The 25,774-nt window shown below is 65.5% G+C and carries 30 protein-coding genes; 9 read left to right on the forward strand and 21 right to left on the reverse strand.

Features of this window, described 5'->3' with window-relative positions; all coding sequences use genetic code 11:
* The first annotated feature begins 2 nt into the window (after nt 1–2).
* The 3 genes from FIV02_RS02540 to FIV02_RS02550 all read left to right on the forward strand — a co-directional run bounded on the left by FIV02_RS02540 (nt 3) and on the right by FIV02_RS02550 (nt 1,495).
* Nucleotides 3–617 (forward strand): DUF924 family protein, encoded by a 615-nt coding sequence (locus tag FIV02_RS02540; RefSeq protein ID WP_152487701.1) that lies wholly within the window; start codon nt 3–5, stop codon nt 615–617.
* A gap of 71 nt (nt 618–688) precedes the next feature.
* Nucleotides 689–940 carry a lipoprotein gene (locus FIV02_RS02545; protein ID WP_047590086.1) on the forward strand — a complete coding sequence of 84 codons (252 nt, stop codon included), beginning with the start codon at nt 689–691 and terminating at the stop codon, nt 938–940.
* Between the two features lie 12 nt (nt 941–952).
* Complete coding sequence (locus FIV02_RS02550) at nt 953–1,495, forward strand: lipocalin family protein (protein WP_152487702.1); 543 nt, start codon at nt 953–955, stop codon at nt 1,493–1,495.
* 37 nt (nt 1,496–1,532) lie between these two features.
* On the opposite strand, the gene FIV02_RS02555 is transcribed toward FIV02_RS02550, so the two are convergent.
* On the reverse strand, nt 1,533–1,970 hold the full coding sequence (locus FIV02_RS02555) for a hypothetical protein (protein ID WP_152487703.1): 438 nt from the start codon (nt 1,968–1,970) through the stop codon (nt 1,533–1,535).
* Between the two features lie 186 nt (nt 1,971–2,156).
* Between FIV02_RS02555 and pip the strand changes: the two genes are divergently transcribed.
* Complete coding sequence (gene pip, locus FIV02_RS02560; protein WP_037049918.1) at nt 2,157–3,128, forward strand: prolyl aminopeptidase; 972 nt, start codon at nt 2,157–2,159, stop codon at nt 3,126–3,128.
* The gene (dtd, locus tag FIV02_RS02565; RefSeq protein WP_047590082.1) at nt 3,125–3,562 is read left to right on the forward strand and encodes a D-aminoacyl-tRNA deacylase; all 438 of its coding nucleotides are present in this window, start codon (nt 3,125–3,127) and stop codon (nt 3,560–3,562) included. The genes pip and dtd overlap by 4 nt, the downstream gene beginning before the upstream one ends.
* On the opposite strand, the gene FIV02_RS02570 is transcribed toward dtd, so the two are convergent.
* A complete protein-coding gene (locus FIV02_RS02570) occupies nt 3,525–4,022 on the reverse strand; it encodes a DoxX family protein (RefSeq protein ID WP_152487704.1) in 498 nt (165 codons plus the stop codon). The genes dtd and FIV02_RS02570 overlap by 38 nt on opposite strands.
* 89 nt (nt 4,023–4,111) lie before the next feature.
* Between FIV02_RS02570 and FIV02_RS02575 the strand changes: the two genes are divergently transcribed.
* Nucleotides 4,112–4,699 (forward strand): TetR/AcrR family transcriptional regulator, encoded by a 588-nt coding sequence (locus FIV02_RS02575; RefSeq protein ID WP_172979123.1) that lies wholly within the window; start codon nt 4,112–4,114, stop codon nt 4,697–4,699.
* A gap of 48 nt (nt 4,700–4,747) precedes the next feature.
* Here FIV02_RS02575 and FIV02_RS02580 read toward each other — a convergent pair whose 3' ends face one another.
* From FIV02_RS02580 to ubiE, 9 genes are all read right to left on the reverse strand, one after another.
* Entirely contained in the window at nt 4,748–5,458 is a 711-nt protein-coding gene (locus tag FIV02_RS02580; protein ID WP_152487706.1) for a 16S rRNA (uracil(1498)-N(3))-methyltransferase, read from the reverse strand.
* On the reverse strand, nt 5,455–6,249 hold the full coding sequence (gene tatC / locus FIV02_RS02585) for a twin-arginine translocase subunit TatC (protein ID WP_037049910.1): 795 nt from the start codon (nt 6,247–6,249) through the stop codon (nt 5,455–5,457). Before tatC ends, FIV02_RS02580 begins: the two co-directional genes overlap by 4 nt.
* On the reverse strand, nt 6,246–6,587 hold the full coding sequence (gene tatB, locus FIV02_RS02590) for a Sec-independent protein translocase protein TatB (protein WP_037049907.1): 342 nt from the start codon (nt 6,585–6,587) through the stop codon (nt 6,246–6,248). Before tatB ends, tatC begins: the two co-directional genes overlap by 4 nt.
* 3 nt (nt 6,588–6,590) lie before the next feature.
* The gene (gene tatA, locus FIV02_RS02595; RefSeq protein WP_037049905.1) at nt 6,591–6,824 is read right to left on the reverse strand and encodes a twin-arginine translocase TatA/TatE family subunit; all 234 of its coding nucleotides are present in this window, start codon (nt 6,822–6,824) and stop codon (nt 6,591–6,593) included.
* A 30-nt stretch (nt 6,825–6,854) separates the two neighbouring features.
* On the reverse strand, nt 6,855–7,187 hold the full coding sequence (locus FIV02_RS02600; RefSeq protein WP_037049903.1) for a phosphoribosyl-ATP diphosphatase: 333 nt from the start codon (nt 7,185–7,187) through the stop codon (nt 6,855–6,857).
* Nucleotides 7,180–7,578, reverse strand: coding sequence for a phosphoribosyl-AMP cyclohydrolase (gene hisI / locus FIV02_RS02605; protein ID WP_037049899.1), 399 nt, complete (start codon nt 7,576–7,578; stop codon nt 7,180–7,182). The genes FIV02_RS02600 and hisI overlap by 8 nt, the downstream gene beginning before the upstream one ends.
* 70 nt (nt 7,579–7,648) lie before the next feature.
* Complete coding sequence (gene ubiB / locus FIV02_RS02610) at nt 7,649–9,232, reverse strand: ubiquinone biosynthesis regulatory protein kinase UbiB (RefSeq protein WP_134676124.1); 1,584 nt, start codon at nt 9,230–9,232, stop codon at nt 7,649–7,651.
* Nucleotides 9,229–9,846 (reverse strand): SCP2 domain-containing protein, encoded by a 618-nt coding sequence (locus FIV02_RS02615; protein ID WP_037049893.1) that lies wholly within the window; start codon nt 9,844–9,846, stop codon nt 9,229–9,231. Before FIV02_RS02615 ends, ubiB begins: the two co-directional genes overlap by 4 nt.
* Complete coding sequence (ubiE, locus tag FIV02_RS02620; protein WP_047587328.1) at nt 9,846–10,616, reverse strand: bifunctional demethylmenaquinone methyltransferase/2-methoxy-6-polyprenyl-1,4-benzoquinol methylase UbiE; 771 nt, start codon at nt 10,614–10,616, stop codon at nt 9,846–9,848. The genes FIV02_RS02615 and ubiE overlap by 1 nt, the downstream gene beginning before the upstream one ends.
* 147 nt (nt 10,617–10,763) lie before the next feature.
* On the opposite strand from ubiE, the gene FIV02_RS02625 reads away from it, so the two are divergent.
* The 3 genes from FIV02_RS02625 to FIV02_RS02635 all read left to right on the forward strand — a co-directional run bounded on the left by FIV02_RS02625 (nt 10,764) and on the right by FIV02_RS02635 (nt 12,560).
* Nucleotides 10,764–11,039: a polyhydroxyalkanoic acid system family protein gene (locus FIV02_RS02625; RefSeq protein WP_037049889.1), complete on the forward strand. Its 276-nt coding sequence runs from the start codon at nt 10,764–10,766 to the stop codon at nt 11,037–11,039.
* Nucleotides 11,040–11,254: 215 nt separating this feature from the next.
* Nucleotides 11,255–11,701 (forward strand): phasin family protein, encoded by a 447-nt coding sequence (locus FIV02_RS02630; protein ID WP_037049887.1) that lies wholly within the window; start codon nt 11,255–11,257, stop codon nt 11,699–11,701.
* A 10-nt stretch (nt 11,702–11,711) separates the two neighbouring features.
* Complete coding sequence (locus FIV02_RS02635) at nt 11,712–12,560, forward strand: phasin family protein (protein ID WP_152487707.1); 849 nt, start codon at nt 11,712–11,714, stop codon at nt 12,558–12,560.
* 77 nt (nt 12,561–12,637) lie between these two features.
* On the opposite strand, the gene FIV02_RS02640 is transcribed toward FIV02_RS02635, so the two are convergent.
* From FIV02_RS02640 to FIV02_RS02685, 10 genes are all read right to left on the reverse strand, one after another.
* Nucleotides 12,638–13,252 carry a TetR/AcrR family transcriptional regulator gene (locus FIV02_RS02640; RefSeq protein ID WP_047588806.1) on the reverse strand — a complete coding sequence of 205 codons (615 nt, stop codon included), beginning with the start codon at nt 13,250–13,252 and terminating at the stop codon, nt 12,638–12,640.
* 121 nt (nt 13,253–13,373) lie between these two features.
* Nucleotides 13,374–15,056 (reverse strand): class II poly(R)-hydroxyalkanoic acid synthase, encoded by a 1,683-nt coding sequence (gene phaC, locus FIV02_RS02645; protein ID WP_152487708.1) that lies wholly within the window; start codon nt 15,054–15,056, stop codon nt 13,374–13,376.
* 216 nt (nt 15,057–15,272) lie between these two features.
* The gene (gene phaZ, locus FIV02_RS02650; RefSeq protein ID WP_037049877.1) at nt 15,273–16,130 is read right to left on the reverse strand and encodes a poly(3-hydroxyalkanoate) depolymerase; all 858 of its coding nucleotides are present in this window, start codon (nt 16,128–16,130) and stop codon (nt 15,273–15,275) included.
* A gap of 144 nt (nt 16,131–16,274) precedes the next feature.
* On the reverse strand, nt 16,275–17,954 hold the full coding sequence (gene phaC / locus FIV02_RS02655) for a class II poly(R)-hydroxyalkanoic acid synthase (protein WP_152487709.1): 1,680 nt from the start codon (nt 17,952–17,954) through the stop codon (nt 16,275–16,277).
* Nucleotides 17,955–18,250: 296 nt separating this feature from the next.
* Complete coding sequence (locus tag FIV02_RS02660) at nt 18,251–18,622, reverse strand: gamma-butyrobetaine hydroxylase-like domain-containing protein (RefSeq protein WP_037049873.1); 372 nt, start codon at nt 18,620–18,622, stop codon at nt 18,251–18,253.
* Nucleotides 18,623–18,715: 93 nt separating this feature from the next.
* Complete coding sequence (gene hslU, locus FIV02_RS02665) at nt 18,716–20,056, reverse strand: HslU--HslV peptidase ATPase subunit (protein ID WP_037049871.1); 1,341 nt, start codon at nt 20,054–20,056, stop codon at nt 18,716–18,718.
* 43 nt (nt 20,057–20,099) lie between these two features.
* Nucleotides 20,100–20,630 carry an ATP-dependent protease subunit HslV gene (hslV, locus tag FIV02_RS02670; protein ID WP_037049870.1) on the reverse strand — a complete coding sequence of 177 codons (531 nt, stop codon included), beginning with the start codon at nt 20,628–20,630 and terminating at the stop codon, nt 20,100–20,102.
* A gap of 237 nt (nt 20,631–20,867) precedes the next feature.
* Nucleotides 20,868–21,542, reverse strand: coding sequence for an SPOR domain-containing protein (locus FIV02_RS02675; RefSeq protein ID WP_037049868.1), 675 nt, complete (start codon nt 21,540–21,542; stop codon nt 20,868–20,870).
* On the reverse strand, nt 21,543–23,282 hold the full coding sequence (gene argS / locus FIV02_RS02680; RefSeq protein ID WP_152487710.1) for an arginine--tRNA ligase: 1,740 nt from the start codon (nt 23,280–23,282) through the stop codon (nt 21,543–21,545).
* Between the two features lie 136 nt (nt 23,283–23,418).
* Nucleotides 23,419–25,638 carry a primosomal protein N' gene (locus tag FIV02_RS02685; protein WP_152487711.1) on the reverse strand — a complete coding sequence of 740 codons (2,220 nt, stop codon included), beginning with the start codon at nt 25,636–25,638 and terminating at the stop codon, nt 23,419–23,421.
* Nucleotides 25,639–25,774 lie beyond the last annotated feature (136 nt).

Here is a 25,774-nt window from a genome sequence, read left to right on the forward strand (position 1 = left end):
CGGTGCAGCCCTGGCAGCCGCTGCTCGACTGGTGGTTCGCTGCGGACGAACTCGGTTCGTCCGCCAGCGCCCGTGCCGTGTCGGCGGCGCGCCACGGCCTGTGGTTCGGCAAGCGCGAGAGTCAGGACCGCGAAGCCGAGCAGCGTTTCGCTGCGCAGGTCGAGCAGGTCCTGGCCGGTGAACTGCCGGGCTGGAGCAGCGACCCGCAGGGCTGGTTGGCCCAGCTGATCCTGCTCGACCAGCTGCCACGCATGATCTTCCGCGACACGCCGCGTGCCTTCGCCGGCGATCCCCTGGCGCGTCCTCTGTTGCAGGACGGCCTGGCGCGCGGTCTGGACCGGGCGTTGACGCCGATCCAGCGGGTCTTCGCCTACCTGATCTTCGAGCATGCCGAGGACCTGCCGTTGCAGGAGCGTGCCGTCGAGCTGTTCCGTGGCCTGCTGGACGAGGCCGCGGCGGACGACCGGGCGCAGTTCGCCAGCTTCCTCGACTTCGCCGAGCGTCACCAGCAGGTGATTGCCCGCTTCGCTCGCTTTCCCCATCGCAATGCCATTCTCGGGCGTGTCTCCACGGCCGAAGAAGAGGCCTTCCTGCGGGAACCTGGCTCGCGTTTCTGAACTCCAAGCGGGCAAGTCGTCGCCGGCTATGCCAAGCTTGCTGGCATCTTCCCATCAGGAGTGTCACCCCCATGAAGATGCGTTTCCTCGCCCTGTTCGCCTGCGGCCTGTTGGCGGCCTGTAGCAAGGTCAATCAGGACAACTATTCCAAACTCGAGGCTGGCATGAGCAAGGCCGAGGTCGAGAGCCTGCTCGGAGCGCCGGGCGAGTGCGCCGGCGCGCTGGGCATGACCAGTTGCACCTGGGGCGACGACAAGGCCTATATCAGCGTCCAGTACGCCGGGGACAAGGTCATGCTGTTCTCCGGCAAGGGACTCAAATAGACAGGAGCCTCCATGCGTTCGATCCTACTCGCCAGTGCCCTTCTCGCCCTCGTCGGTTGTGCCAACTCCGGCACTGGCAACATCCCCAAGCCGGAGCCGGAAACCGTCCAGGTCGATTTGCAGCGCTACCAGGGAACCTGGTACGAGCTGGCTCGTCTGCCGATGTTCTTCCAGCGCAACTGCGTGCAGTCCGAAGCCCACTATGGCTTGCGCGACGACGGGCGCATCGATGTGACCAATCGCTGTCGCGATGACGACGGCGAGTGGATTGAAGCCAGGGGTATCGCCGAACCCCAGGTCGAAGGGCGCACCGACAAGCTCTGGATCAGCTTCGACAACTGGGCCAGCAAGCTGCTGCCGATCAAGGGCGAGTACTGGGTGCTGTACCACGACGAGGACTACCGCGTGGCGCTGGTCGGGCATCCGCAGCACAAGTACCTGTGGCTGCTCTCACGTACCCCCGAGGTCGATCAGGAAACGCGTGACAAGCTGCTTTCGGTCGCCCGCGAGCAGGGCTACACCACCGGCGAGCTGATCTGGCGCAAGACCGATTGATGTACCGTGGCGTGACCCGACGCGTGCGGGCCGTGCCTCACTCCCAGTCCAGGCGGGCCAGCTTCCACTCGTCGCCTTCGCGCCACCACTCCAGTTTCACCGAATAGTGCCGTGCGGCGTCGGGGATCAGGCCTTCGGCGCCACTCACGCCGACCTGCGCCTCGCTGTAGCCCTTGCTGGGGATTGCCGGGTCGATCCAGCTGGTTTCGCCGAGGGCGATCACCTTGACGTTCTTGTGGCGCAGGAACAGCAGGGCCATGGTGCGCCTGGCCCAGTCGCGGTCGAACTCCTGGCGGGCCTTGAAATCGGCATGCAGCTGTTCCAGAACCGCGTTGCTGCGCTTGGCTTCGATGTTGTCCTGCAGCGCCTGCACGGCGGCTTCCAGCGCCGCCTGTGGGTCGTCCTTGGCGCCGCAGGCACCCAGCATCAGTGCGGCAAACAGCAGCAACGGTGCGAGTAGAAAACGTGCTGACATGCTGAACTCCCTTTTCATGGTTATGATGCCGGGCAGAGTGCGATACGGTAGTCGCAGCCCGCCAGCCTAGAGCCTGTTCACGATCTGCTGCGCGGCGTCCAGGCGGCGTTGAAAATCACCCAGGTGGTTTTCGCGAGCGTCCGCCCCTGGTGCGCCATTCGCAAGCGGATTCCAAGGAGCCCAACGATGCAGACTTTGTACCCGGAGATCAAACCCTACGCCCGCCACGAGCTGGCGGTCGAGCCACCGCACGTGCTGTATGTCGACGAGAGCGGCTCGGCGGACGGGTTGCCGGTACTGTTCATCCATGGCGGCCCGGGCGCCGGCTGCGATGCCGCCAGCCGGCGCTATTTCGATCCGAACCTGTACCGCATCGTCACCTTCGACCAGCGCGGCTGCGGGCGCTCCACGCCCTACGCGAGCCTGGAGAACAACACCACCCAGGCGCTGGTCGCCGATATCGAGCGCATCCGCGAACACCTGGGCGTCGACAAGTTCGTGCTGTTCGGCGGCTCCTGGGGTTCGAGCCTGGCGCTGGCCTATGCCCAGGCACATCCGCAGCGCGTGCATGGCCTGATCCTGCGCGGCATCTTCCTCTGTCGCCCGCAGGAGTTTCACTGGTTCTACCAGGAAGGTGCCAGCCGCCTGTTCCCCGATTACTGGGAAGACTACATTGCGCCGATTCCGCCGCAGGAACGCGGCGATCTGATGGGCGCCTTCTACAAGCGGCTGACGGGGAGCGACCAGATCGCCCAGATGCACGCGGCCAAGGCCTGGTCGACCTGGGAAGGGCGCACCGCCACGTTGCGTCCCAACCCGCAGGTGGTCGACCGCTTCAGCGAGGCGCATCGCGCGTTGTCCATCGCCCGTATCGAGTGCCACTACTTCGTCAACGACGCCTTTCTCGAGCCCGATCAGCTGCTCCGCGACATGCCCAGGATCGCCCACCTGCCGGGCATCATCGTGCATGGCCGCTACGACGCGATCTGTCCCCTGGACAACGCCTGGGCGCTGCACCAGGCCTGGCCCAACAGTGAGCTGCAGATCATCCGTGATGCCGGCCACTCGGCAGCCGAGCCGGGCATCACCGATGCGCTGGTGCGTGCCGCCGAGGAGATGGCCCGGCGCCTGCTCGACCTGCCCCCGGAGGACGCATGAAGCTGCTGATCCAGCGCGTCAGCGCGGCTCGGGTAGAGGTCGAAGGCGAGGTGGTGGGCAGCATCGACCAGGGCCTGCTGGCACTGGTCGGCATCGAACCGCACGATGACCAGGCCAGTGTCGGCCGCGCCTTGCACAAGCTGCTGGGCTACCGCGTCTTCAGCGATGAGGCCGGCAAGATGAACCTCTCGCTGAAGGATATCGGTGGTGGCCTGCTGCTGGTCTCGCAGTTCACCCTGGCGGCCGATACCAGGAGCGGCATGCGTCCCAGCTTCTCCAGCGCCGCACCACCGTCGCAGGGGGCTGCCCTGTTCGACATGCTGGTCGAGCGCGCCCGCAGCGAGCATGGGCTGGTCGCCACCGGGCGCTTCGGCGCCAACATGCAGGTGCATCTGGTCAACGATGGGCCAGTGACCTTTCTCCTGGACCTGTGAGGGCTGCGCGCCCGTTCAGGACGCCCGCTGCATAGAGTGTCCACAGGATGATCAGCGGCTGGAATGGCAGGCGTGCCCAGTAGTACCAGCGCGCACTCGGCAAGCCCTGCGCGTCGAGGCCATGCAGGGCGTTGTGCAGGTTGGCCGGAAACACACAGACGAAGTAGACGGCCAGCATGATGCCGGCGAGTCGGCGTGTACCTGGCCACATCAGACCGATGGCGCCGGCGATCTCGCAGGCGCCGGTGAACAGCACCAGGGGCTCGTGCAGCGGCAGGTAGGGCGGCATCATCGCCAGGTAGCGAGCGGGTGTCAGCCAGTGGTCCACACCGATCAGCAACAGAGCCAGGCTCAGTGCCAGGCGCATGCGTGCCCGCCATGACGGTAACAACGGCAGGCCCAGACGCTGCGGGAGTGCGGCGATGAGGGTGAGGAGCATGAGCAGGGCGACAAATAGCATGAGGGCATCTCCGGGTTGTCTGGCTGGCACTGGGGACTGGCTGGATGCAATATGTAGGCGGTGTCAACATTCTGAAGGAGATGTTGCTGGTGTCAACACTGAGTGAAGAGGGCATTCGTGCCTATCACCATGGCGATTTGCGCAAGGCGCTGCTCGATGCTGCGTCTGCGCTACTCGTCGAGGTGGGTGTGGCGGCGATCAGCCTGCGTGAAGTCGCACGACGCGCCGGGGTTTCGCATAACGCGCCCTACCGTCATTTCGCCGACCGTGACGCCTTGTTGGCGGCGCTGGCGCTGCAGGGGTTCGAGGTTCTGGTCCGGCGTATCGAGGCGCTGCCGGTGGCCGATCTGGGGCGGCGCGGCGAGTGCTACGTTGCCTATGCGCTGGAGTTTCCCGGACATTTCGCTCTGATGTTCGGGCCACAGCTCGACAGGGCGGCGCATCCCGAGCTGCAACAGGTTGCCCGGCAGCTGTTTGCCCAGCTCGAAGCCAGCGTGCGAGCGCTGCGCCCGGACGAGTCGGTACAGACGGCCAGCCTGGCGGCGTGGAGTCTGGTGCATGGGCTCAGTCAGTTGCTGCTCAACGGGCAGTGCCCGGTCGAGGATGTGTCGGTCACGGCTCGCGCAGTCACCGGGCTGTTCGTCGAGGGCTTGCGGGTAGGCCGCTCTCCCGCCTAGAGCCGTTTGCAGGGTGGGCAGCCTGTAGCCTGTCCAGCGCTCGACGCCTCAGAACAGCCTGGCCAGCAACACCGGCACGGCGGTTTCCACCCGCAGAATGCGCTCACCCAGCTGCACCGGCTGCAGGCCGGCGGCCTGTTGCAGCAGATCAACCTCGTAGGGAATCCAGCCACCTTCCGGGCCGATGGCCAGGGTCACCGGGCCGTCGACCGCGCGCGGGCAGGCCGGATAGTCGCCGGGGTGCCCGACCAGGCTGAGCGTACTGGCGGCCAGTGCCGGCAGACGATCCTCGACGAAGGGTTTGAAGCGCTTCTCGATGCTGACATCGGGCAGCACGGTGTCGCGCGCCTGCTCCAGGCCGAGGATCAGTTGTTCGCGCAGCGCGTCGGGCTGCAGGAACGGCGTCTGCCAGAAGCTCTTCTCCACCCGGTAGCTGTTGACCAGCACCAGGCGCGGCACGCCCATGGCGCTGACGGTCTGCAGCACGCGCTTGAGCATCTTCGGGCGGGGCAGGGCGAGGACCAGGGTCAGGGGGAGCTTGGCCGGTGGCGGCTGGTCGAGACAGACCTGCAGCTCGGCCTGTTCGGCATCCAGGGTGAGCAGCTGACCTTCGCCCATCAGGCCGCCGAGACGGCCGACGCGCAGGCGGTCACCCGCTTCGGCACGATGCACCTCGTGCAGGTGCTTGAGGCGCCGGCCACTGAGGCGAACACGATCGACACCGACGAAGTCGGCGTCTTCCAGCAGCAGAAGGTTCACGGTTGTGGCGCGGGGGGCTGGTCTTCCGGCTCGGCTTGTTCGTCGCTCTGCTCGTCGTCGCGTTTGCGGCGGACCAGTGCGCCGGCCAGCAGGCCGCTCTCGAACAGCAGCCACATGGGCAAGGCCAGCAGCGTCTGCGAGAAGACGTCAGGAGGCGTCAGCACCATGCCGATCACGAAGCAGCCGACCACCACGTAGGGGCGGCTCTTGCGCAGGGTGGCGACGTCCACCAGGCCGACCCAGATCACCAGGAAGGTGGCGATGGGGATCTCGAAGGCCACGCCAAAGGCGAAGAACAGGGTGAGGACGAAGTCCAGGTACTGACCAATGTCGGTCATCATCGCCACGCCTTCCGGGGTCACGCTGGCGAAGAAGCCGAACATGATCGGGAACACCACGAAGTAGGCGAAGGCCATCCCGGCGTAGAACAGGAAGATGCTCGAGATCAGCAGCGGCACCGCGATGCGCCGCTCGTGGGTGTACAGCCCCGGCGCGATGAAGCCCCAGGCCTGGTGCAGGATCACCGGCATGCCGAGGAACAGCGCGCACATCAGGGTCAGCTTGAAGGGCGTGAGGAAGGGCGAGGCGACGCCGGTGGCGATCATCGTCGCCCCGGCCGGCAGGTAGGCGCGCAGTGGCGCCGCCACCAGCGCGTAGATGTCCTGGGCGAAGTAGAACAGGCCGGCGAAGATCAACAGGATGATCACCACGCAGCGCAGCAGACGCGTGCGCAGTTCGGTCAGGTGCGAGACCAGGGGCATTTCCTGATCTTCTTCCGGCTTTCTGCTCATGGTTGGGGATTCTTGTCCTGAACGCTCGGAGCAGCGTCGCTGCTCGGTTCTGCACGTTGCTCTGTGGCAGGCTGGCCGGTGCCCGTACCGAGGATGTCCTGCTTCATCGCCTTCATCTCACGCTCGAGCTCGAGAATCCGCTCGTTGTGCAGTTGGCGGCGGATCTCGTCGGCGCCAATCTCGCGCTCGACCTCGGCCTTGATCGAGTTGAAGCTGCGCTTGATTCGGCCGATCCACAGGCCGGCCGTGCGCACGGCCCCGGGCAGGCGCTCGGGACCGAGCACGACCAGGGCGACCAGGCCGACCAGCAGCAGTTCGGTGAAGCCAATGTCGAACATGGCTCAGTCTTTCTTCGCTGGCTCTTCGACCTTGCGTGCCTGGGCGTCGATGGTCTGCCCCTTGCCGTCTTCCACGGCCGGCTTGTCGGCGTCGCTGTTGTCCATCGATTTGCGGAAGCCCTTGATCGCGTCACCGAGGTCGGAGCCGAGATTCTTCAGGCGCTTGGTGCCGAACAGCATGACGACGATGAGCAGGACGATCAGGAGTTGCCAGATGCTGATACCACCGAATCCCATGATGTGTTCTCCGTTGTAGTAGTTGTCAGGTCATTGTGGCGAGCGTGCGGCTTTTTCCGCATGCCCGGACAGGCCGAAACGGCGGTCGAGTTCGTCCAGCACGGCCTGCGGATGCTGCCCGAGGGCGGCGAGCATGACCAGGCTGTGGAACCACAGATCGGCGGTTTCGTAGATGAGGTCCTTGCAGTCGCCGCTGGCAGCGGCATCCTTGGCGGCGAGGATGGTTTCCACCGACTCCTCGCCGACCTTTTCCAGAATCTTGTTCAGGCCCTTGTGATAGAGGCTGGCGACGTAGGAGCTGTCGGGGGCTGCGCCCTTGCGCGCTTCCAGTACTTCGGCCAGACGGGTCAGGGTGTCACTCATGGCTGTGTCCTGCATAGATGGCGTGCGGGTCTTTCAGCACGGCGTCGACGGTCTTCCAGCCGCCATTCTCATAGACGCGATAGAAGCAGCTCTCGCGCCCGGTGTGGCAGGCGATGCCGCCCAGCTGCTCGACCATCAGCACGATGACGTCGGCGTCGCAGTCGAGGCGCAGCTCATGCAGCTTCTGCACGTGGCCGGATTCTTCGCCCTTGCGCCACAGCTTGCCACGCGAGCGTGACCAGTAGATGGCGCGCTGCTCGCTGACGGTGAGGGCGAGGGATTCGCGGTTCATCCAGGCCATCATCAGGATACGGCCGGTCTTGTGATCCTGGGCGATGGCCGGCACCAGGCCGTCTTCGTTCCAGTGGATTTCGTCGAGCCAATCGTTCATCGGTGTTCCAAGTCTGCCGGGCCTCGCGGCCCGTGAATTCGCCAAGTGTGCCAGTGCAACGGCCAACTGGCTATCGGCGCAACACCAGATACAGCCCGCCACCGACCATCAGCCAGGCTGGCCAGGTAGCCAGCAGTGGCGCCAGCCCCTGCATGGCGCCGGCACCGATCAGGGCGGCGCCCAGCAGACGCAGCGGCCAGTGGTCGCCGCTGCGGGGCTGCTCCGCCTGTTGCGGTTGCTGCAGGCGCTCCAGCGTGTCGCGGGCGATCTGCGACAGGTGCGGCACCTGCTCGGCCTGCTGCTGCAGGTTGCGCAACAGATGCAGCGGGCTGACACGCTCGCGCATCCAGCGCTCGAGGAACGGCTGCGCGGTGCTCCACAGGTCGAGGTCGGGGTACAGCTGGCGGCCCAGGCCTTCGATGTTGAGCAGGGTCTTCTGCAGGAGAACGAGCTGCGGCTGCACTTCCATGTTGAAGCGCCGCGCGGTCTGGAACAGGCGCAGCAGCAGCTGGCCGAAGGAGATGTCCTTCAGCGGTTTCTCGAAGATCGGCTCGCATACGGTGCGGATCGCCGCTTCGAATTCGTTGACCTTGGTGTCGGCGGGCACCCAGCCCGAGTCGATGTGCAGCTGCGCGACCTTGCGGTAGTCGCGCTTGAAGAAGGCGATCAGGTTGCGCGCCAGGTAGTCCTGGTCTTCGTCGGTGAGGCTGCCGATGATGCCGCAGTCGATGGCGATGTACTGCGGGCTCCACGGCGTGCGCGTGCTGACGAAGATGTTGCCGGGGTGCATGTCGGCGTGGAAGAAGCTGTCGCGGAACACCTGGGTGAAGAAGATCTCCACGCCGCGCTCGGCCAGCAGCTTCATGTCGGTACGCTGGTCGGCCAGGGTCGCCAGGTCGGTGACCGGGATGCCGTAGATGCGCTCCATCACCAGCACCTGGTGGCGGCACAGGTCCCAGTACACCTGTGGCACGTAGAGCAGTGGCGAGCCCTCGAAGTTGCGCCGCAGCTGGCTGGCGTTGGCAGCCTCGCGCAGCAGGTCGAGCTCGTCGAAGATGGTCTTCTCGTAGTCGCTGACCACCTCGACCGGGCGCAGGCGACGGGCATCGGCCGAAGCCTTTTCGGCGATGCGGGCGATGAGGAACAGCCACGCCAGGTCCTGGCGGATGATCGGCTTGAGGCCCGGGCGCACGACCTTGACCACCACTTCCTCGCCGCTTTTCAGCTGTGCAGCGTGCACCTGGGCCACCGAGGCCGAGGCCAGCGGTTGGCTGTCGAAGCGGGCGAACACTTCGTTCACCGGGGCGCCGAGCTGGCGCTCGATCAGGGCGATGGCCTGATCCTCGGGGAAGGGTGGGACCTGATCCTGCAGGCGTGCCAGCTCATCAGCGATGTCCGGCGGCAGCAGGTCGCGGCGGGTGGACAGCAACTGGCCGAACTTGATGAAGATCGGCCCCAGGTCTTCCAGGGCCAGGCGCAGGCGCGCGCCGCGTGACAGGTCCAGTGGCTTGCGTGGCAGCCAGCGCCAGGGCAGCAGCCAGGACAGTGCGCGCAGCCAGATGGGCAGCGGCAACTCGAGGAGCATCTCGTCCAGCTGGTAGCGGACGACGACACGCTGGATACGGAACAGGCGGCGAACGGCAAGCAGCTTCATGCGTCGGGCTTATGGGCAGAAGTGAGGCGCTCGATGCGTGCTTCCAGGCGGTCGAGGGCGAGTTTCAGTCGGTCCAGCTCGGCGAAGCGCACATCGGCTTCGCGCTGTCCGACCAGGGTGCGTGATTCTTCGGCCAGGTAGTCGGCCAGGTCCTGCCTGAGGCTGGCGGCACCGTTGCTGGCCAGGTTCACCCGGCTGCGCAGGTGGCTGGCGAGCAGGGTGGTGGCCACCGGGCCGAGCCAGCGCGAGACTTCGTATTCCCAGTCCAGCTCCAGGTCCTGGAGAATCTCGGCCAGTTGCAGCAGCGCGGCGCTGTCGCCGTCGAGGGACACGTCCGGGCGATGCAGCACGGCGGTCTTGTCGCGGCTCAGGGCCAGGCGCGCCAGGCTGGCGGCCGGCGCGGTGAGGGTGCAGTCGGCCGGGGCGTGCCACTGCGCGGCCAGTCGCAGGCCGTCGCCGCTGGGCAGGATGAACAGCTCCAGCGTCGGGCTCTGGCACTGCACGGCGATGACCTTGCCGCTGAGCGCCTGCAGGCGCGGCAAGGCCGTACCGTCGAGGCGCAGAACACGATTGAGGCCGGCTTCGACGCTGGCCAGCAAGCCGGTTATCAGCATCAGGGCTTGATGCCGCGATGCAGGGCGACGATGCCGCCGGTCATGTTGTGGTAGGTGACGCGTTCGAAACCGGCGTCGACCATCATCGCCTTGAGGGTTTCCTGATCCGGGTGCATGCGGATCGACTCGGCGAGGTAGCGGTAGCTGTCGGCATCGTTGGTGATCAGCTTGCCGGCCAGCGGCATGAAGCTGAACGAGTAGGTGTCGTAGGCCTTGGCCAGCAGCGGGTTGCCGGGCTTGGAGAACTCCAGCACCAGCAGGCGGCCGCCGGGCTTGAGCACGCGCAGCATGGAGCGCAGGGCCTCATCCTTGTGAGTGACGTTGCGCAGGCCGAAGGCGATGGTGACCACATCGAAGTGGTTGTCGGGGAACGGCAGCTTCTCGGCATCGGCCTGAACGAACTGCACGTTGCCGGCCACGCCCTTGTCCAGCAGGCGGTCGCGACCGACCTTGAGCATGGAGTCGTTGATGTCGGCCAGGACCACTTCGCCGGTCGGTCCGACGATGCTGGAGAACTTGCGGGTCAGGTCGCCGGTGCCGCCTGCGATATCCAGCACGCGGTTGCCCGGGCGCACGCCGGACAGCTCGATGGTGAAGCGCTTCCACAGGCGATGCAGGCCGCCGGACAGCACGTCGTTCATCAGGTCGTACTTGGCCGCCACCGAGTGGAAGACTTCGGCCACCTTGTCCGCCTTCTGGCTTTCCGGCACGTCCTGGAAACCGAAGTGGGTGGTGGGTTCCTGCTCCTGGGCCTTGCGTGGATCGCTCATGTCGCTCTCACCGGGTAGAAAACCGCACCATTCTAAAGCTGCGTGCGGTCTTTGTCTTGCCTGGGTGCCCCACCGTGCGGTGGGCTGGTAGAGTGACGCGACCTCATGCCGCAGCCTTGCGGCGCGCTGCCAGTTCAAGGAGTTGTCATGTCCCGCATTCGTGTCGAACGATCCCATTCTCTCGGTCGTGAGGGGGCCCGCGAAAAAGCCGAGCGCCTGGCCGAACGCCTGGCCAGCGAGTACGACGTGCGCTACCGCTGGAACGGCGACACCCTGGAATTCAAGCGCAGCGGCGCCGACGGCAGCATCGCGGTCGGTGAAGACACCGTGCGCGTGGAGCTCAAGCTCGGCCTGCTGCTCTCGCCCATGGGCAGCATGATCCAGCGCGAGATCGAGCAGGTGCTGGACAAGTCCCTGGCGTAGAAGCAGCTTCAAGCGGCAAGCCACAAGCTTCAAGTCAGTGCGTAGGGTGGATGGCGCTGTTTCCATCCACCAGGCCGGTGGATCGGTGACGCGTGCTCCTTCCGGCCCGCTGCAGCCGCTCCTAGTATGCGATTTCTAATTTTTCTCCTTAGGGTGTACCCAAGCCTGCATTCCGTGGGCGTTTCCGCTAACTGTCAAAGCGCGTGAGGTGCACCATGTCGAAAGTTGCCGTGAAGAAAAAAGTCGAAGCCGTGGTCGAAGACAAGGCCGGTCTGCTCGATGACGTGAAGGGTTATGCCCGCAAGATCTACCTCGCTGGCCTGGGTGCTTATGCCAAGGCGGGTGCCGAGGGGGCCGAATACTTCAAGGAACTGGTCAAGACCGGTGAAGGCGTCGAAAGCAAAGGCAAGAAACTGGTCGACGAGCAGGTAGAAGCCGCCAACAGCCAGATCGAATCGGTCAAGCAGTCGGTCAACAGCAACGTCACCAGCGTCAAGGGCAAGGTCGAAGTTCAGCTCGACAAGATCGAGAAGGCGTTCGACACCCGTGTGGCTGCCGCGCTGAATCGCATCGGCATTCCGTCCAAGCAGGATGTTGAAGCACTCTCTGCTAAGCTGGATGAGCTGAGCGCGTTGCTCGAGCACGTCGCGCGTACCAAATAAGGAGATCAGGATGGCTGTTAAGAAGAAAACCGAGAAACAGACCAGCTCCTGGATCGGCGAGGTCGAGAAATACTCGCGCCAGATCTGGTTGGCAGGCTTGGGCGCTTATTCCAAGGTCAGCAAGGACGGCACCAAGCTGTTCGACTCGCTGGTCAAGGATGGCGAAAAGGCCGAGAAGCAGGCCAAGAGCGAAGTCGACAAGCAGGTCGATGCGGTGAAAGCCGGCGTCGGTTCCAAGGTCGGCTCCGCCCGCTCCAAGGTCGACGAGGTCCGGGGCAAGGCGATCGGCAAGTGGGGTGAGCTGGAGGAAGCGTTCGACAAGCGTCTGAACAATGCCATCTCGCGCCTGGGCGTGCCCAGCCGCAACGAAGTGAAGGCGTTGAACGACAAGGTCGACAGCCTGACCAAGCAGCTGGAGAAGATCGCCGGTGTGTCGGCCAAGTCGGTCGCCAAGCCTGCCGCCAAGGCCGCTCCGAAACCAGCAGCCAAGCCGGCCGCGAAAGCCGCAGCCAAACCTGCGGCCAAGGCGCCTGCCAAGCCAGCGGCCAAGCCCGCTGCGAAACCGGCCGCCAAGCCTGCCGCAGCCGCCAAGCCGGCACCTGCCAAGGCCGCCGCCAAGCCAGCGGCAAAGCCGGCCGCGAAAGCTGCGGCCAAACCGGTTGCCAAGCCAGCGGCCAAACCCGCAGCGAAACCGGCCGCCAAGCCGGCGGCGGCGAAGAAGCCCGCAGCGAAGAAACCAGCCGCGCCCAAGGCCGCTGCCGCGAAACCGGCAGCACCAGCCCCGGCACCGGCTGCTGCCGCGCCTGCTGTTGCACCGGCCCCGGCTGCCGCTCCGGCAACGCCAGCCAACCCGTCCTGAGTTTCTCGGGATCAAGAACGCCCGGCCTAGTGCCGGGCGTTTGCGTTATGCGCCCGGAAAGGCGCAAGCGCCGCGTCTCAGGCTTCCAGGTAGCGTTGCGCGAGGTGCTCGACGGCGCCGCGTGAGGGCTGATTCAGGTGTGGCGCGACCAGCATCATGATCTGGAACACCACCAGCCGCACTTCGCCTTCCTGGTCGAGGATGCGCTGGTAGTCGAGGGAGAACAGCAGGGTCAGGGTGATCTGCTCGACCAGTTGTCCCAGCGCCTGGGTGCCGCTGTTCAACTGACCGTCAGCCATCAGGCGCGCCAGCAGTGCCGCCAGGGTGCGCTTGAGCGCGTTGAGCCAGTGGCGGATGCCACGCGCCAGCTTGGGCAGGCGCCCGGCCAGGTTCGACAGGTCCTGAAAGAGGAAGCGGTACTGCGACAGGCGTTCGACGATCAGGTGCAGGAACAGCCAGTAGTCCTCGACATCGAGTCGGGCATCTGCCGGTGGGTCGAGCAGTGGCGCCATCTCGGCCTGGAAACGCTCGAACAGCTCCAGCACCAGCGGCTCCTTGCCGTGGAAGTGGTAGTAGAGATTGCCGGGGCTGATATCCAGCTCGTTGGCGATCTCCAGGGTGGAGACGTTGGGTTCGCCCTGGTCGTTGAACAGAACCAGGGCGGTTTGCAGAATGCGCTCGCGGGTCTTCATCCGTTACTTCTTGTTCGATCTGGCGCGGAGAGGTGACGATAACCGGCTGGCGTCCTGCCGGCCATCGCTTGTCAGTTGAATGTCGTACGGCGACGCCTTGCTGATATGGCGTGCATGCCCATCAACGGATGTGCACGTAGGTGCCTGGCGCCTCCTCCATGGCAGGGTGGTGCTGGTTGCCCAGCGCCATGACGGTTTCGCGCTGTTCGCCGGAGCGGGCCTGGATCCACTCCAGCCATTGTGGCCACCAGCTGCCTTGCTGGTGCTGGGCGTCGTGGTACCAGGCGCGTGGATCGGAGGTGAGCTTGGCGTTCTCGTAGTAGTTGGCCTTGGGGTTGCCGGGCGGGTTGAGGATGCTCTGGATATGGCCACTGTTGGACAGGATGAAACGGCGGTTGCCGCCTAGCAGCAGGGTCGAGCGATAGACCGCATCCCAGGGCGTGATGTGGTCGTTGATGCCCGCCACGCTGAAGCTGTCGACGGTGACCTTGGTCAGGTCCACCGGGGTGCCGCAGACCTCCAGCGCACCGGCACGGGTCAGCGGGTTGTGCTTGAAGAAGTCGATCAGGTCACCATGCAGCGCCGCCGGCAGGCGCGTGTTGTCGTTGTTCCAGTAGAGGATGTCGAAGGCCGGTGGCTGCTTGCCCATCAGGTAGTTGTTGATCCAGTAGTTCCAGATCAGGTCGTTGGGGCGCATCCAGGCGAACACCTTGGCCATGTCGCGTCCGTCCAGCACGCCCTGCTGATAGGAGCGGCGCTTGGCCGATTCGAGGGTCTGCTCGTCGGCGAAGAGCATCGCCGGGCTTTCGATCTGGCTGTCCAGCAGGCTGACCATGTAGGTGGCGCTGGCAATCTTGCGCAGCTGGCGGCGGGCCTGCAGGTGGCCCTGCAGGGCGGCGATGGTCAGGCCGCCGGCACAGGCGCCGAGCAGGTTGACGTCCTTGCTACCGGTGATGGCCCGGCAGGCATCGACGGCTTCCTCCACTGCCTGCACGTAGGTCGACAGGCCCCACTCGCGGTGCCGTGGATCCGGGTTGCGCCAGCTGATCATGAAAGTCTGCAGGTCGTTCTTCAGCGCGTACTGGACAAAGCTCTTGTCGTTGGACAGGTCGAATATGTAGTACTTGTTGATCTGCGGCGGCACGATCAGCAATGGGCGCAGGTACTGCTTCTCGCTCATCGGTTTGTACTGGATCAGCTCCAGCAGTTCGTTGCGAAACACCACCGCGCCGGGGGTGCAGGCCAGGTTGCGGCCGACTTCGAACGCATGCCGGCTGACCTGGCTGGGCAGGCCGTCGTTGTTCAGCAGGTCGTCGAACAGGTGCCGCAGCCCCTTGAGCAGGCTGCTGCCACCGGTATTGAACAGCTCCTTGACCGCCTGCGGGTTGAGCGGGCTGTTGGAGGGCGACAGCGCATCGCTCATCAACGAGGCGAGAAAGCGCGCGCGGGCACGGTCGTCAGGCGACAGGTCGCTGTCGTCGATCCAGGCGGCGAGTTGCTTCTGCCAGGCCAGGTAGGCCTGCAGGCTGCGCCGGTAGAAGGGGTTGAGGTGCCAGGTCGGGTCGGCGAAGCGGGCGTCCTGCGGGTTGACCTTGTGCAGCGTGTCACCGATGAGCACGCGGCCCAGCTGGCTACCGAAGGCCAGCAGGTGGCGGCCACTGCGTACGGGGTTCTTGAGCCCCTGGCTGGCCAGCAGGCGCATCGTGGACAGCAGATCGCGGCCGCGTACGCCGACCACGGCGCTCTGGGCATTCATGAAACTGGCAGGTGCCGGCAGGGTAGCCGGGGTCGACTTGTCTCGCATGGCAACACTCCGTCGTCAAACCGTCTAGAGACTTGCATGGCACCGACTGCCGGGCTTGCTCGAAGCCTCAGGTGCGCCGCTTGCTTGCACAGAGATGCAGCAAGCCCTGTACCAGACGCGCAGGAGGTGCATTCCAGACAGCCGCGTCGAATCTACCCGGGGCGGGTTGCGCCCCTTCGTCGAGCATGCCGAACATTGCGCACCCTGCTGGTGCGGTCAATGCTGGCGTAGTGGCGTGGGCTGCGGGTGCATCACCGCACGCTGTCGCTCCTCCTCGAGAAACTTCATGATGATAGGCGCCACCGCTTCGGCACGCGTTACCAGGAACAGGTGGCCGTCGTCGATGACGTGCAGTTCGGCGTTGGGAATGCGCCAGGCCAGCAGACGCATGTTGATCAGCGGGATCAGCGGGTCGTCGTCGCCAGCCATGACCAGCGTAGGCTGCCGAATCTTGTGTAGCCAGTGAATGCTGGTCCAGCCGAGGCCGGCGAACAGCTGCCAGTAGTAGCCCATCTTGCCGCCCGAACGCACCTTGCTGGCATGCGCCATGGCCAGCTTGGGGTCGCGACGGAAGGCGCCGCCGTAGATGTCTGGGGCGATGCGCACGCCGTAGGAGGGCTGCACGTAGCGTCTGGGACTGGCCATGCGCCAGAGGACCTTGGGCTTGCCGGGCACCATCACCGCGCCGGCCGACGTGGCGGCAAGGATCAGCTTCTTGCAGCGCTCGGGATAGTCGTGGGCGAACTGCTGGGCCAGGGCGCCGCCCCAGGACACACCGATGGCGTTGACCTGGCCGTAGTTCAGGTAGTCGAGCATGCGCGCCGCCAGCTTGGCCAGTCCGGGAAACCGGTAGGGCGTGGCGGGGGTCGATGAGCCGCCGACGCCGGGAACGTCGAAGGCGATGATCTCCAGCTCCGGGTCGAGGGCGGCGACGAAGGGCATCACCAGCTCCAGGTTGGCACCGATGCCGTTGAAGATCAGCAGCGGCACCAGCTGGCTGTTGCCCGGCCGCACAGCGGTGCGGATGGTCTGTCCATCGAGGTCGATGGTGCGGAATACGAATGGTTGCGGCATAGGCGCAGCCCCTATGGAGTTGAGCGCTGGAGAGGGCCGTCCGGGCCGCCTCCAGAGTTACCAGGACGCGCCTGGTTCACCACACCCACAAGGGCCGGCGTGGCGTGCGGCACTTCCCGGTGCCGCCGCGGTTGAGGTCGATGATCAGCGTTCGTGTACATAGGTGCCCGGCGCGGCTTCGCCGACCGGGTACTTCTTGTTGCCCAGTGCCCTGGGGGCATTCTTGGTTTCACCCGAGCGCTCGGCCAGCCAGGTCTGCCAGTGCAGCCACCAGGAGTCGGCATGCTTGGTCGAGCTTTCCTGCCAGGCTTTCGGGTCCAGCGGCATTTCGCTGTTGGTCATGTAGCGTGCCTTGGGGTTGCCCGGCGGGTTGAGAATGCTCTGGATATGGCCGCTGTTGGACAGGACGAACTCGCACTTGCCACCGAACAGGCGCGCCGACTTGTAGCACGAGTCCCAGGGCGTGATGTGGTCGGTGGTGCCGGCCACGACGAAGAAGTCGCAGGTGACCTGCTTGAGGTCGATCGGCGTACCGCAGACCTCCAGCGCGCCCGGACGGGTCAGCGGGTTGGTCTGGAACATCTCGATGAATTCGCCGTGCAGGGCAGCAGGCAGGCGCGTGGTGTCGTTGTTCCAGTAGAGGATGTCGAACACCGGCGGCTCGTTGCCGAGCAGGTAGTTGTTGACCCAGTAGTTCCAGATCAGGTCGTTGGGGCGCATCCAGGCGAACACCTTGGCCATGTCGCTGCCCTCCAGCACGCCGGCCTGGTAGGAGCGGCGCTTGGCGGCTTCCAGGGTCTTCTCGTCGGCGAACAGGGCCACTTGGGTGTCGAGCTGGGTGTCGAGCACGCTGACCAGCAGGGTCAGGGCGTTGACCTTCTGCTGGCCGAGGGCCGCGTAGTGGCCGAGCAGGGAGGCGGTGGTCAGGCCGCCGGAGCAGGCGCCGAGCATGTTGACGTCCTTGCTGCCAGTGATGGCGCAGATAACGTCGATGGCGTCCTTGAGTGCCTCGATGTAGGTCGACAGGCCCCACTCGCGCTGCGCCTTGGTCGGGTTGCGCCAGCTGACCACGAAGGTCTGCACCTGGCTGCGCAGGAGGAAGCGCGCCAGGCTCTTGTCCGGCGACAGGTCGAATACGTAGAACTTGTTGATCTGTGGTGGCACCACCAGCAGCGGGCGTTCGTGCACGCTCTCGGTGATCGGCTTGTACTGGATCAGCTCCAGCACGTCGTTGCGAAACACCACGGCGCCCTCGGTGGTGGCGAGGTTCTTGCCCACCTCGAAGGCTTCCATGTTCACCTGGCTGGGCATGCCGCCGTTGTTGACCATGTCCTTGGCCAGGTGCGAGAGGCCGTCGAGCAGGCTCTTGCCGCCCGTTTCGAAGAAGCGTTTGACGGCGGCCGGGTTGGCCATGCTGTTGGATGGCGCCATGGCTTCGGTCATCAGGTTGATGACGAAGTGGCCGCGACTGGCATCCTGTTCGGACAGCGAGCTGTGCTCGATCCAGTCGTGCAGCTCCTTGCGCCAGGCCAGGTAGGTCTGCAGGTAACGGCGGTAGAGCGGGTTCTGGCTCCAGGCCGGATCGTTGAAGCGGCGGTCACCGTCTTCGGGCTGGAGCGCGGACTGGCCGAGCAGGACGTTCTTCAGTTCGAGGCCGAAGTGGGCCACATGCTTGGCACTATGGAAGGGTTGCTTGAGTGCCTGAGCGAGCACCATGCGGGCAGAGGTCAAAAGATCCTTGCCGCGGATGCCAATCACCGGGTTGAGTCCCAGCGTATTTTCCGAGGCCTGGCGTTTCAGGTCATCGTTGTTCTTGTCACTCATCTACGACGCTCCATTGTCCTGAGACGAATACCGGCCTGCGAAGGCGCGCGGCTGAACAGGGCCTGGTACTGCTCGGGTTACCGGGGGCGGATCGAGTCCGCACATTTCGTTGCACCTGGCACAGCCAAATGCAGGGAACCTGCCAGTTCCTTGGTTACCCGAGTTTGTGCAGTTAAGCAAGCCAGTCGATGGCGCAGGAGTATGCCGCGATAGATTAGAAAACTCGCCCTAACTGTCGCTAACGTGATCGGTGGTGAGGGTGCCGGGCGCTCTGCGGCAAGGGTTTGCCTGGCGCCTCAGAGCATCAGGCGGACGACCGATTCGTTGGGGTCGCGGGATTTTCCGGCGGCGCTCAGTTGCGCCAGATAGTCGGCCCACAGCTCGCTCTGGCGCGTGGCCAGTTCGTGCAGGTAGTCCCAGGTGAACAGGCCGCTGTCATGACCGTCGTCGAAGCACAGTTTCAGTGCATAGTTGCCGGCCGGCTCGATGCGCTCCAGGCCGACACCGAGTTTTCCGGTCTGCAGGATCGGCTGGCCATGCCCCTGCACCTCGGCCGAGGGCGAGTGCACGCGGAGGAACTCGGCGCTGAGCTGGTAGCTCGTTTCCCCATAGCGCAGCTCCAGGGTCTTCGAGGCCTTGTGCAGTTTGATCGCGCTGGGGATGGGCATGTGCAGCTCCTGAAACGATGTAGCCCGGATGCAATCCGGGACGCTGTCGTAAACGTCCCCGGATGTCATCCGGGCTACGTGGCGTGAGTCCTGTCAGAGAATATAGCGCGACAGGTCTTCGTCCTGGGCCAGTTCGCCCAGGTGGCCGTTGACGTAGTCGGCGTCGATGCGGATCGGTTCGCCGTTCTGCTGCCCGGCCAGGTCGCCGGCACTGAAGGACACCTCTTCCAGCAGGCGCTCGAGCAGGGTGTGCAGGCGGCGCGCACCGATGTTCTCGGTCTTCTCGTTGACCTGCCAGGCAATCTCGGCCAGACGCTTGATGCCGTCGTCGGCGAACTCGATGTGCAGCCCCTCGGTCTTCAGCAGTTCGCTGTACTGCTCGGTGAGCGAGGCATGCGGCTCGCGCAGAATGCGCTCGAAGTCCTGCGGGCTCAGCGCCTTGAGTTCGACGCGAATCGGCAGACGCCCCTGCAGCTCGGGCACCAGGTCACTGGGTTTGCTCAGGTGGAAGGCGCCGGAGGCGATGAACAGGATGTGGTCGGTCTTGACCATGCCCAGCTTGGTGTTGACCGTGCAGCCTTCGATCAGCGGTAGCAGGTCGCGCTGCACGCCTTCGCGGGAGACGTCGGCGCCGCCGGCGTTGGCGCGCTTGGCGACCTTGTCGATCTCGTCGATGAAGACGATACCGTGCTGCTCGACGGCCTCCAGTGCGCGGGCCTTGAGTTCTTCCTCATTGACCAGGCGGGCGGCTTCCTCGTCGCGCACCAGCTTCAGCGCATCGACGACCTTGAGCTTGCGGCTCTTCTTCTTGCCCTTGCCCATGCTGGAGAACAGGTTCTGCAACTGGTTGGTCATTTCCTCCATGCCCGGTGGGGTCATGATCTCGACGCCCATGGGCGACTCGGCGACTTCGATGTCGATTTCCTTGTCGTTCAGCTGGCCTTCGCGCAGGCGTTTGCGGAACAGCTGGCGGGTGTTGGAGTCCTCGCTGCGCGCCGGCTCGTCGCCGAAGCCCTGGCGTGCCGGTGGCAGCAGGGCGTCGAGGATGCGCTCCTCGGCGGCGTCTTCGGCGCGGTGGCGGACCTTGACCATTTCCTGCTCGCGCAGCATTTTCACCGCCGCATCGGCCAGGTCGCGGATGATCGACTCGACGTCACGGCCGACATAGCCGACCTCGGTGAACTTGGTCGCTTCCACCTTGAGGAACGGCGCGTTGGCCAGCTTGGCCAGGCGACGGGCGATCTCGGTCTTGCCGACACCGGTGGGGCCGATCATCAGGATGTTCTTCGGCGTGACTTCCTGGCGCAGGTCGGTCGGCAGCTGCATGCGCCGCCAGCGGTTGCGCAGGGCGATGGCGACGGCGCGCTTGGCGTCGTCCTGGCCGATGATATGGCGGTTGAGTTCGTGGACGATCTCGCGGGGCGTCATGGACATGGAATTTGGCTCGCAATAAACGAAAACGGTGAGGCGGTGGACGCTACTCGGCGGCGTCCAGTTCCTCGATGGTCTGGTGATGATTGGTGAACACGCAGATGTCGCCGGCGATGCCCAGCGCGGTCTCGGCCACTTCGCGGGCGGACAGGTCGGTCTTCATCAGCAGCGCGCGCGCGGCGGCCTGGGCGAAGTTGCCGCCGGAGCCCATGGCGATCAGGCCTTCTTCGGGTTCGACCACGTCACCGTTACCGGTGATGATCAGCGATGCATCCTTGTTGGCCACTGCCAGCATGGCTTCCAGGCGGCTCAGGCTGCGGTCGGTACGCCAGTCCTTGGCCAGTTCCACGGCCGCGCGCACCAGATGGCCCTGGTGTTTTTCCAACTGGCCTTCGAAACGCTCGAACAGGGTGAAGGCATCGGCGGTGGCGCCGGCGAAACCGGCCAGCACCTGGCCGTGGTACAGGCGGCGCACCTTCTTGGCGTTGCCCTTCATGACGGTGTTGCCGAGCGATACCTGGCCGTCGCCAGCCATCACGACCTTGCCATGACGGCGCACTGAAACGATGGTGGTCAAGGGTGAATCTCCACGCTGCGGGGCGAATTGCCCGGATGGAAACTCAGATGGGGTGCCCGCTGCGGCTTTTCAACCGGCGGCGGGCTTAACAGTCTGTTGAAAAACTACCTGCGTTGTCTGGTCGTCGTTAAAAACAGCCTCAAAATGCTCATTTACAACGCGTAAACTGCGCTTTTTCGGCTGTTTTTGCCTCGGCCAGCCTGCCTCGCCTACGTTTTTCAACGGCCTGTTGGGCGATCAGCGGACCTGGCGCTGCTGTAACAGCAGGTTGCTGAAACCATTGCCGGCCAGGGTCTTCTGCGCCGACGCCAGTTGCTCGCGGCTGGCGAACGGGCCGACCAGCACGCGGTGCCAGGTTTCCTCGCGCACCTTGCCGGTCTCCACGCGCACGTTCTGCCCCAGCAGGATGATCTGCGCGCGCAGGGTGTCGGCGTCATCGCGCTTGCGGAACGAGCCGGCCTGCAGGAAGAACTGCGTGGTGACCGGTGCGCTGGCGATGACCGGCGGCGGGGGCGGCGGTACCTGGCCGTTGAGTGCGGCCTCGGCGCGAGCGGTGTCGATCTTCGCGGCTTCCTCGGGGGTGACCGGTTTCTGCGCGGCGGTTGGCGGCGGTGTTTCTTCCAGTGCCTGCGGCAGGATCACCTCGGACTCCGGCAGCAGGGTGTAGAAGTCGTACTTGGGCTTGGCCGGTTCCGGCTTGCTCGGCTTGGGCTCCGGCTTGGTGCTGCGCGCCTGCTCGCCACGGTCGCGCTTGATCTCGTCGCGACCGGGTTCGAGGCTGAACAGGAACATGAAGAAACCACCGACCACCAGGCCGCAGACCAGCCAGATCCAGCCCGGTACGGGTTTCTTGGCCGGAGCCTGGTAGCGACTGGCGCCGCGTTTGGGCGCCGGTTTCTTGCGCGCGGCCATTTACATCCGCTCCAGGGTGTCCAGGCCGAGCAGCTCCAGGCCCTGCTTGAGGGTGCGGCCGGTGAGCGCGGTCAGGCGCAGGCGGCTGTCGCGCGTGGCCTCGTCTTCGGCCGCGAGGATCGGGCAGTTCTCGTAGAAGCTGGAGAACAGGCCGGCGATGTCGTACAGGTAGCTGCACAGCATGTGCGGCGTGCCTTTCTCGGCGACGCTGCTCAGCAGTTCATTGAACTGCGCCAGCTTGGCGGCCAGGGCCTGCTCCTGCTCGGCGACCAGAGTGATCTGCCCGCCGATTTCCTCGATGCCCTTGCCCAGCTTGCGGAATACGCCGGCCACGCGGGTGTAGGCGTACAGCAGGTAGGGCGCGGTGTTGCCCTCGAAGCTCAGCATCAGGTCGAAGTTGAAGCTGTAGTCGCTGGCGCGGTGCTTGGACAGGTCGGCGTATTTCACCGAGGCGATGCCGACCACGCGGGCAATCTGGCGCAGCTCGTCGTCGCCCAGCTCCGGGTTCTTGCTCTTGACCAGCTCATAGGCGCGTTGCTCGGCTTCGTCGAGCAGGTGCACCAGCTTCACCGTGCCGCCGTCGCGGGTCTTGAACGGGCGGCCGTCTGGGCCGTTCATGGTGCCGAAGCCCATGTGCTCCATCTCCATGCTGGCGGGCACGAAGCCGGCCAGACGGGCGCAGGCGAAGACCATCTGGAAGTGCAGGGCCTGGCGCTGGTCGACGAAGTACAACACGCGGTCGGCCTTGAGCGTGCCGGCGCGATAGCGGGTGGCGGCCAGGTCGGTGGTGGCGTACAGGTAGCCGCCACCGGCCTTCTGCACGATCAGTGGCAGCGGGTTGCCTTCGCTGTTCTTGAATTCGTCCATGAACACGCACTGCGCGCCGTTGTCCTCGGTCAGCAGGCCCTTGGCGGCCAGATCCGCGACCACCTGCGGCAGGTCATCGTTGTAGGCGCTCTCGCCCTTGACGTCGGCCATGCTCAGCTTGACGCCGAGGCGGTCGTACAGCGCCTGGCAGTGGCTCAGGGAGATGTCGTTGAAGCGGTTCCACAGGCGCAGGCATTCGGCGTCGCCAGCCTGCAGCTGCACCACCAGCTCACGGGCGCGGTCGGCGAACTCGGGGGACTCGTCGAAGCGCTTCTTGGCGGCGCGGTAGAAGCCTTCCAGGTCGGCCAGCTCGCTCTCGGCGGCCGCCGGGTTTTCCTGCATGTAGGCCAGCAGCATGCCGAACTGGGTGCCCCAGTCGCCGACGTGGTTCTGGCGGATCACGGTGTCGCCGAGGAACTCCAGCACGCGGGCCACGCCATCGCCGATGATGGTCGAGCGCAGGTGGCCGACGTGCATCTCCTTGGCCAGGTTGGGTGCCGAGAGGTCGATCACCACGCGCTGCGCGGCGCCATTCTTGCGCACGCCGAGCCTGGCGTCGGCCAGTGCAGCTTCCAGGCGCTGGGCGAGGGCGTCGCTGTTCTGGAAGAAGTTGAGGAAGCCGGGGCCGGCGATCTCCACCTTGGCGATCTGCGTATCGGCCGGCAGGGCGGCGATCAGTTTCTCCGCCAGGTCACGCGGCTTCATGGCGGCCGGCTTGGCCAGCATCATGGCAATGTTGCTGGCGAAGTCGCCGTGGCTCTTGTCCTTGGTGTTCTCCACCTGGATGGCCGGCGTCAGACCTTCAGGCAGCACGCCTTCGGCGGTGAGGCGGTCGAGGGCTTGCTGGATCAGGTGGCGAATGCTGTCTTTCATGTTCGGCTCGGGGCTGCCTTGGGGGCTTTGGTCGAAAACTGTGCATTATAAGAGCAGCGAGAAGCTGCAAGCCACAAGCGGCAAGGAAAAGCACGTCGCCGTTCTTGCTTGAAGCTTGTGGTTTGCAGCTAAAAGCTCAGAAAAGGTCGATCGGGTCGACATCCAGTGACCAGCGCACCGCGCGGCCGCTGGGCATCTGCTCCAGTGCCTGCAGCCAAGGGGTGAGCAGGCGATGCAGGGCGGCGCGGGTGCTGCCTTGCAGCAGCAGCTGCGCGCGGAAGCGCCCGGCGCGGCGTTCCATCGGGGCGGGGACGGGGCCGAGCAACTCGATGCCGGACAGGCCCAGCTCGCCCAGCAGGTACTCCGCCTCGCTGCAGGCTTCATCGAGGAATCCTTCCGCCTGCCCCGGCTTGTGCGCCTCGGCGCGCAGCAGGGCCAGGTGGCAGAACGGCGGCAGGCCGGCGGCGCGGCGCTCGCTCAGGGCCTGTTCGGCGAAGGCGAAGTAGCCTTGCTCGGTCAGTTGCACCAGCAACGGGTGGTCGGCCAGGTGGCTCTGGATGATCACCTTGCCCGGCTCTTCGGCGCGTCCGGCACGCCCGGCGACCTGCACGATCAACTGGGCCATGCGCTCGCTGGCGCGAAAATCCGCGGAGAACAGGCCACCGTCGGCATCGAGGATCGCTACCAGCGTCACCCGTGGGAAGTGATGGCCCTTGGCGAGCATCTGCGTGCCGACCAGGATGCACGGCTCACCCTTGTTGATGGTGGCGAACAAGCGATCCATGGCGCCCTTGCGCGAAGTGCTGTCGCGGTCGATGCGCAGCACCGGGTAATCGGGAAACAGTACCGCCAGGCGCTCCTCGGCACGCTCGGTGCCGGCGCCGACCGGGCGCAGGTCGACGTGCTGGCATTTCGGGCAGTTGCTCGGCTGGCGCTCGACGTGCCCGCAGTGATGGCAGCGCAGTTCCTGGTAGCGCTGATGCACGGTCATGCGCGCATCGCAGCGCGGGCACTCCGACAGCCAGCCGCAGTCGTGGCAGAGCAGGGCCGGGGCGAAGCCGCGGCGGTTGAGAAACACCAGCACCTGCTGGCCGGCCGTCAGGGTCTGGGCGATGGCCTGCTGCATCGGCCCGGAAATGCCGGCGTCCAGCGGTCGGCTCTTCACGTCCAGGCGCAGGAAGCGTGGCTGGCTGGCGCCACCCGCCCGCTGGGTGAGCTTGAGCAGGGCGTAGCGGCCGCTATGGGCGTTGTGCAGGCTCTCCAGCGACGGCGTGGCCGAGCCGAGCACGATGGGCACGTCTTCCTGGCGCGCCCGCACCAGGGCCAGGTCGCGGGCGTGGTAGCGCAAACCCTCCTGCTGTTTATAGGAGGCGTCGTGTTCTTCGTCGACGATGATCAGCCCCGGGTTCTGCATGGGGGTGAACAGCGCCGAGCGGGTGCCGATGATGATGTCCGCCTCGCCGTCGCGGGCCGCCAGCCAGGCGTCCAGGCGTTCGCGGTCGTTCACCGCCGAGTGCAGCAGGGCGATGCGTGCATTGAAACGACGGGCGAAGCGCTCGAAGGTCTGCGGCCCGAGGTTGATCTCGGGGATCAGCACCAGGACCTGCTTGCCGGCTTCCAGGCACTGATGAATCAGTTGCAGGTAGACCTCGGTCTTGCCGCTGCCGGTGATGCCCGCCAGCAGGAAGGCGTTGAACTGCCCCCAGCCTGAGGCGACAGCGTTGACCGCCGCGCGTTGCTCGGCGTTGAGTGGCAGCTCCGGTTGCGCCAGCCAGTGGGCGGGCTTCGCCTGTGGTTTGTTGCGGCGCACCTCGACGCGCACCAGGCCTTTCTCATGCAGCAGCTGCAGGCTGTCGCGGTTGAGCTGTAGCTGGCTGAGCAGGCTGTGGGCCACGCCGTGCGGGTGCTGGGCCAGCGCCTTGAGCGCATCGCGCTGGCGCGGCGCCCTGGCCAGGCGCGGGTCGTCGACGCTGGCGCCGCTGTTGGCCAGCCAGAAGCGCTCCTGCCGCGCCTCGGCCGGTTCGCCCTGACGCAACAGCACCGGCAATGCCCAGCTCAGCGTGTCGCCGAGGCTGTGCTGGTAGTACTGGGCGGTCCACAGGCACAGTTTGAACAGCGCTGCCGGCAGCGGCGGGCGGGCGTCGAGCAACTGCAATGCAGGCTTGAGCTTGTCGGCCGGCACGTCGCTCTGGTTGTCGACCTCCACCAGTACGCCGATCATCTCGCGCCGGCCAAACGGCACACGCAGGCGTGCGCCGGGCTGCAGCGCGCTGCGCGGTACATTGGCAGGGGCGCGGTAGTCGAACAGGCGGCGTAGCGGCGAGGGCAGGGCGAGGCGCAGGATCAGGTCGGGCAAGCCGGAAGCTCCAATGACAGGTGGCCGATGGTAACACGCGACGGCCGGTGCCCTGTCTGGCTTGCATCGCTTCACGTGTCTGGTAAGATGCGCGGCCTATTTCTGTGCGGTGCCTGACATTGGTTGGGTGGCGGCA

The sequence above is a fragment of the Pseudomonas sp. THAF187a genome (genome assembly GCF_009363395.1).
Taxonomy (GTDB): Bacteria; Pseudomonadota; Gammaproteobacteria; order Pseudomonadales; family Pseudomonadaceae; genus Aquipseudomonas; species Aquipseudomonas khazarica.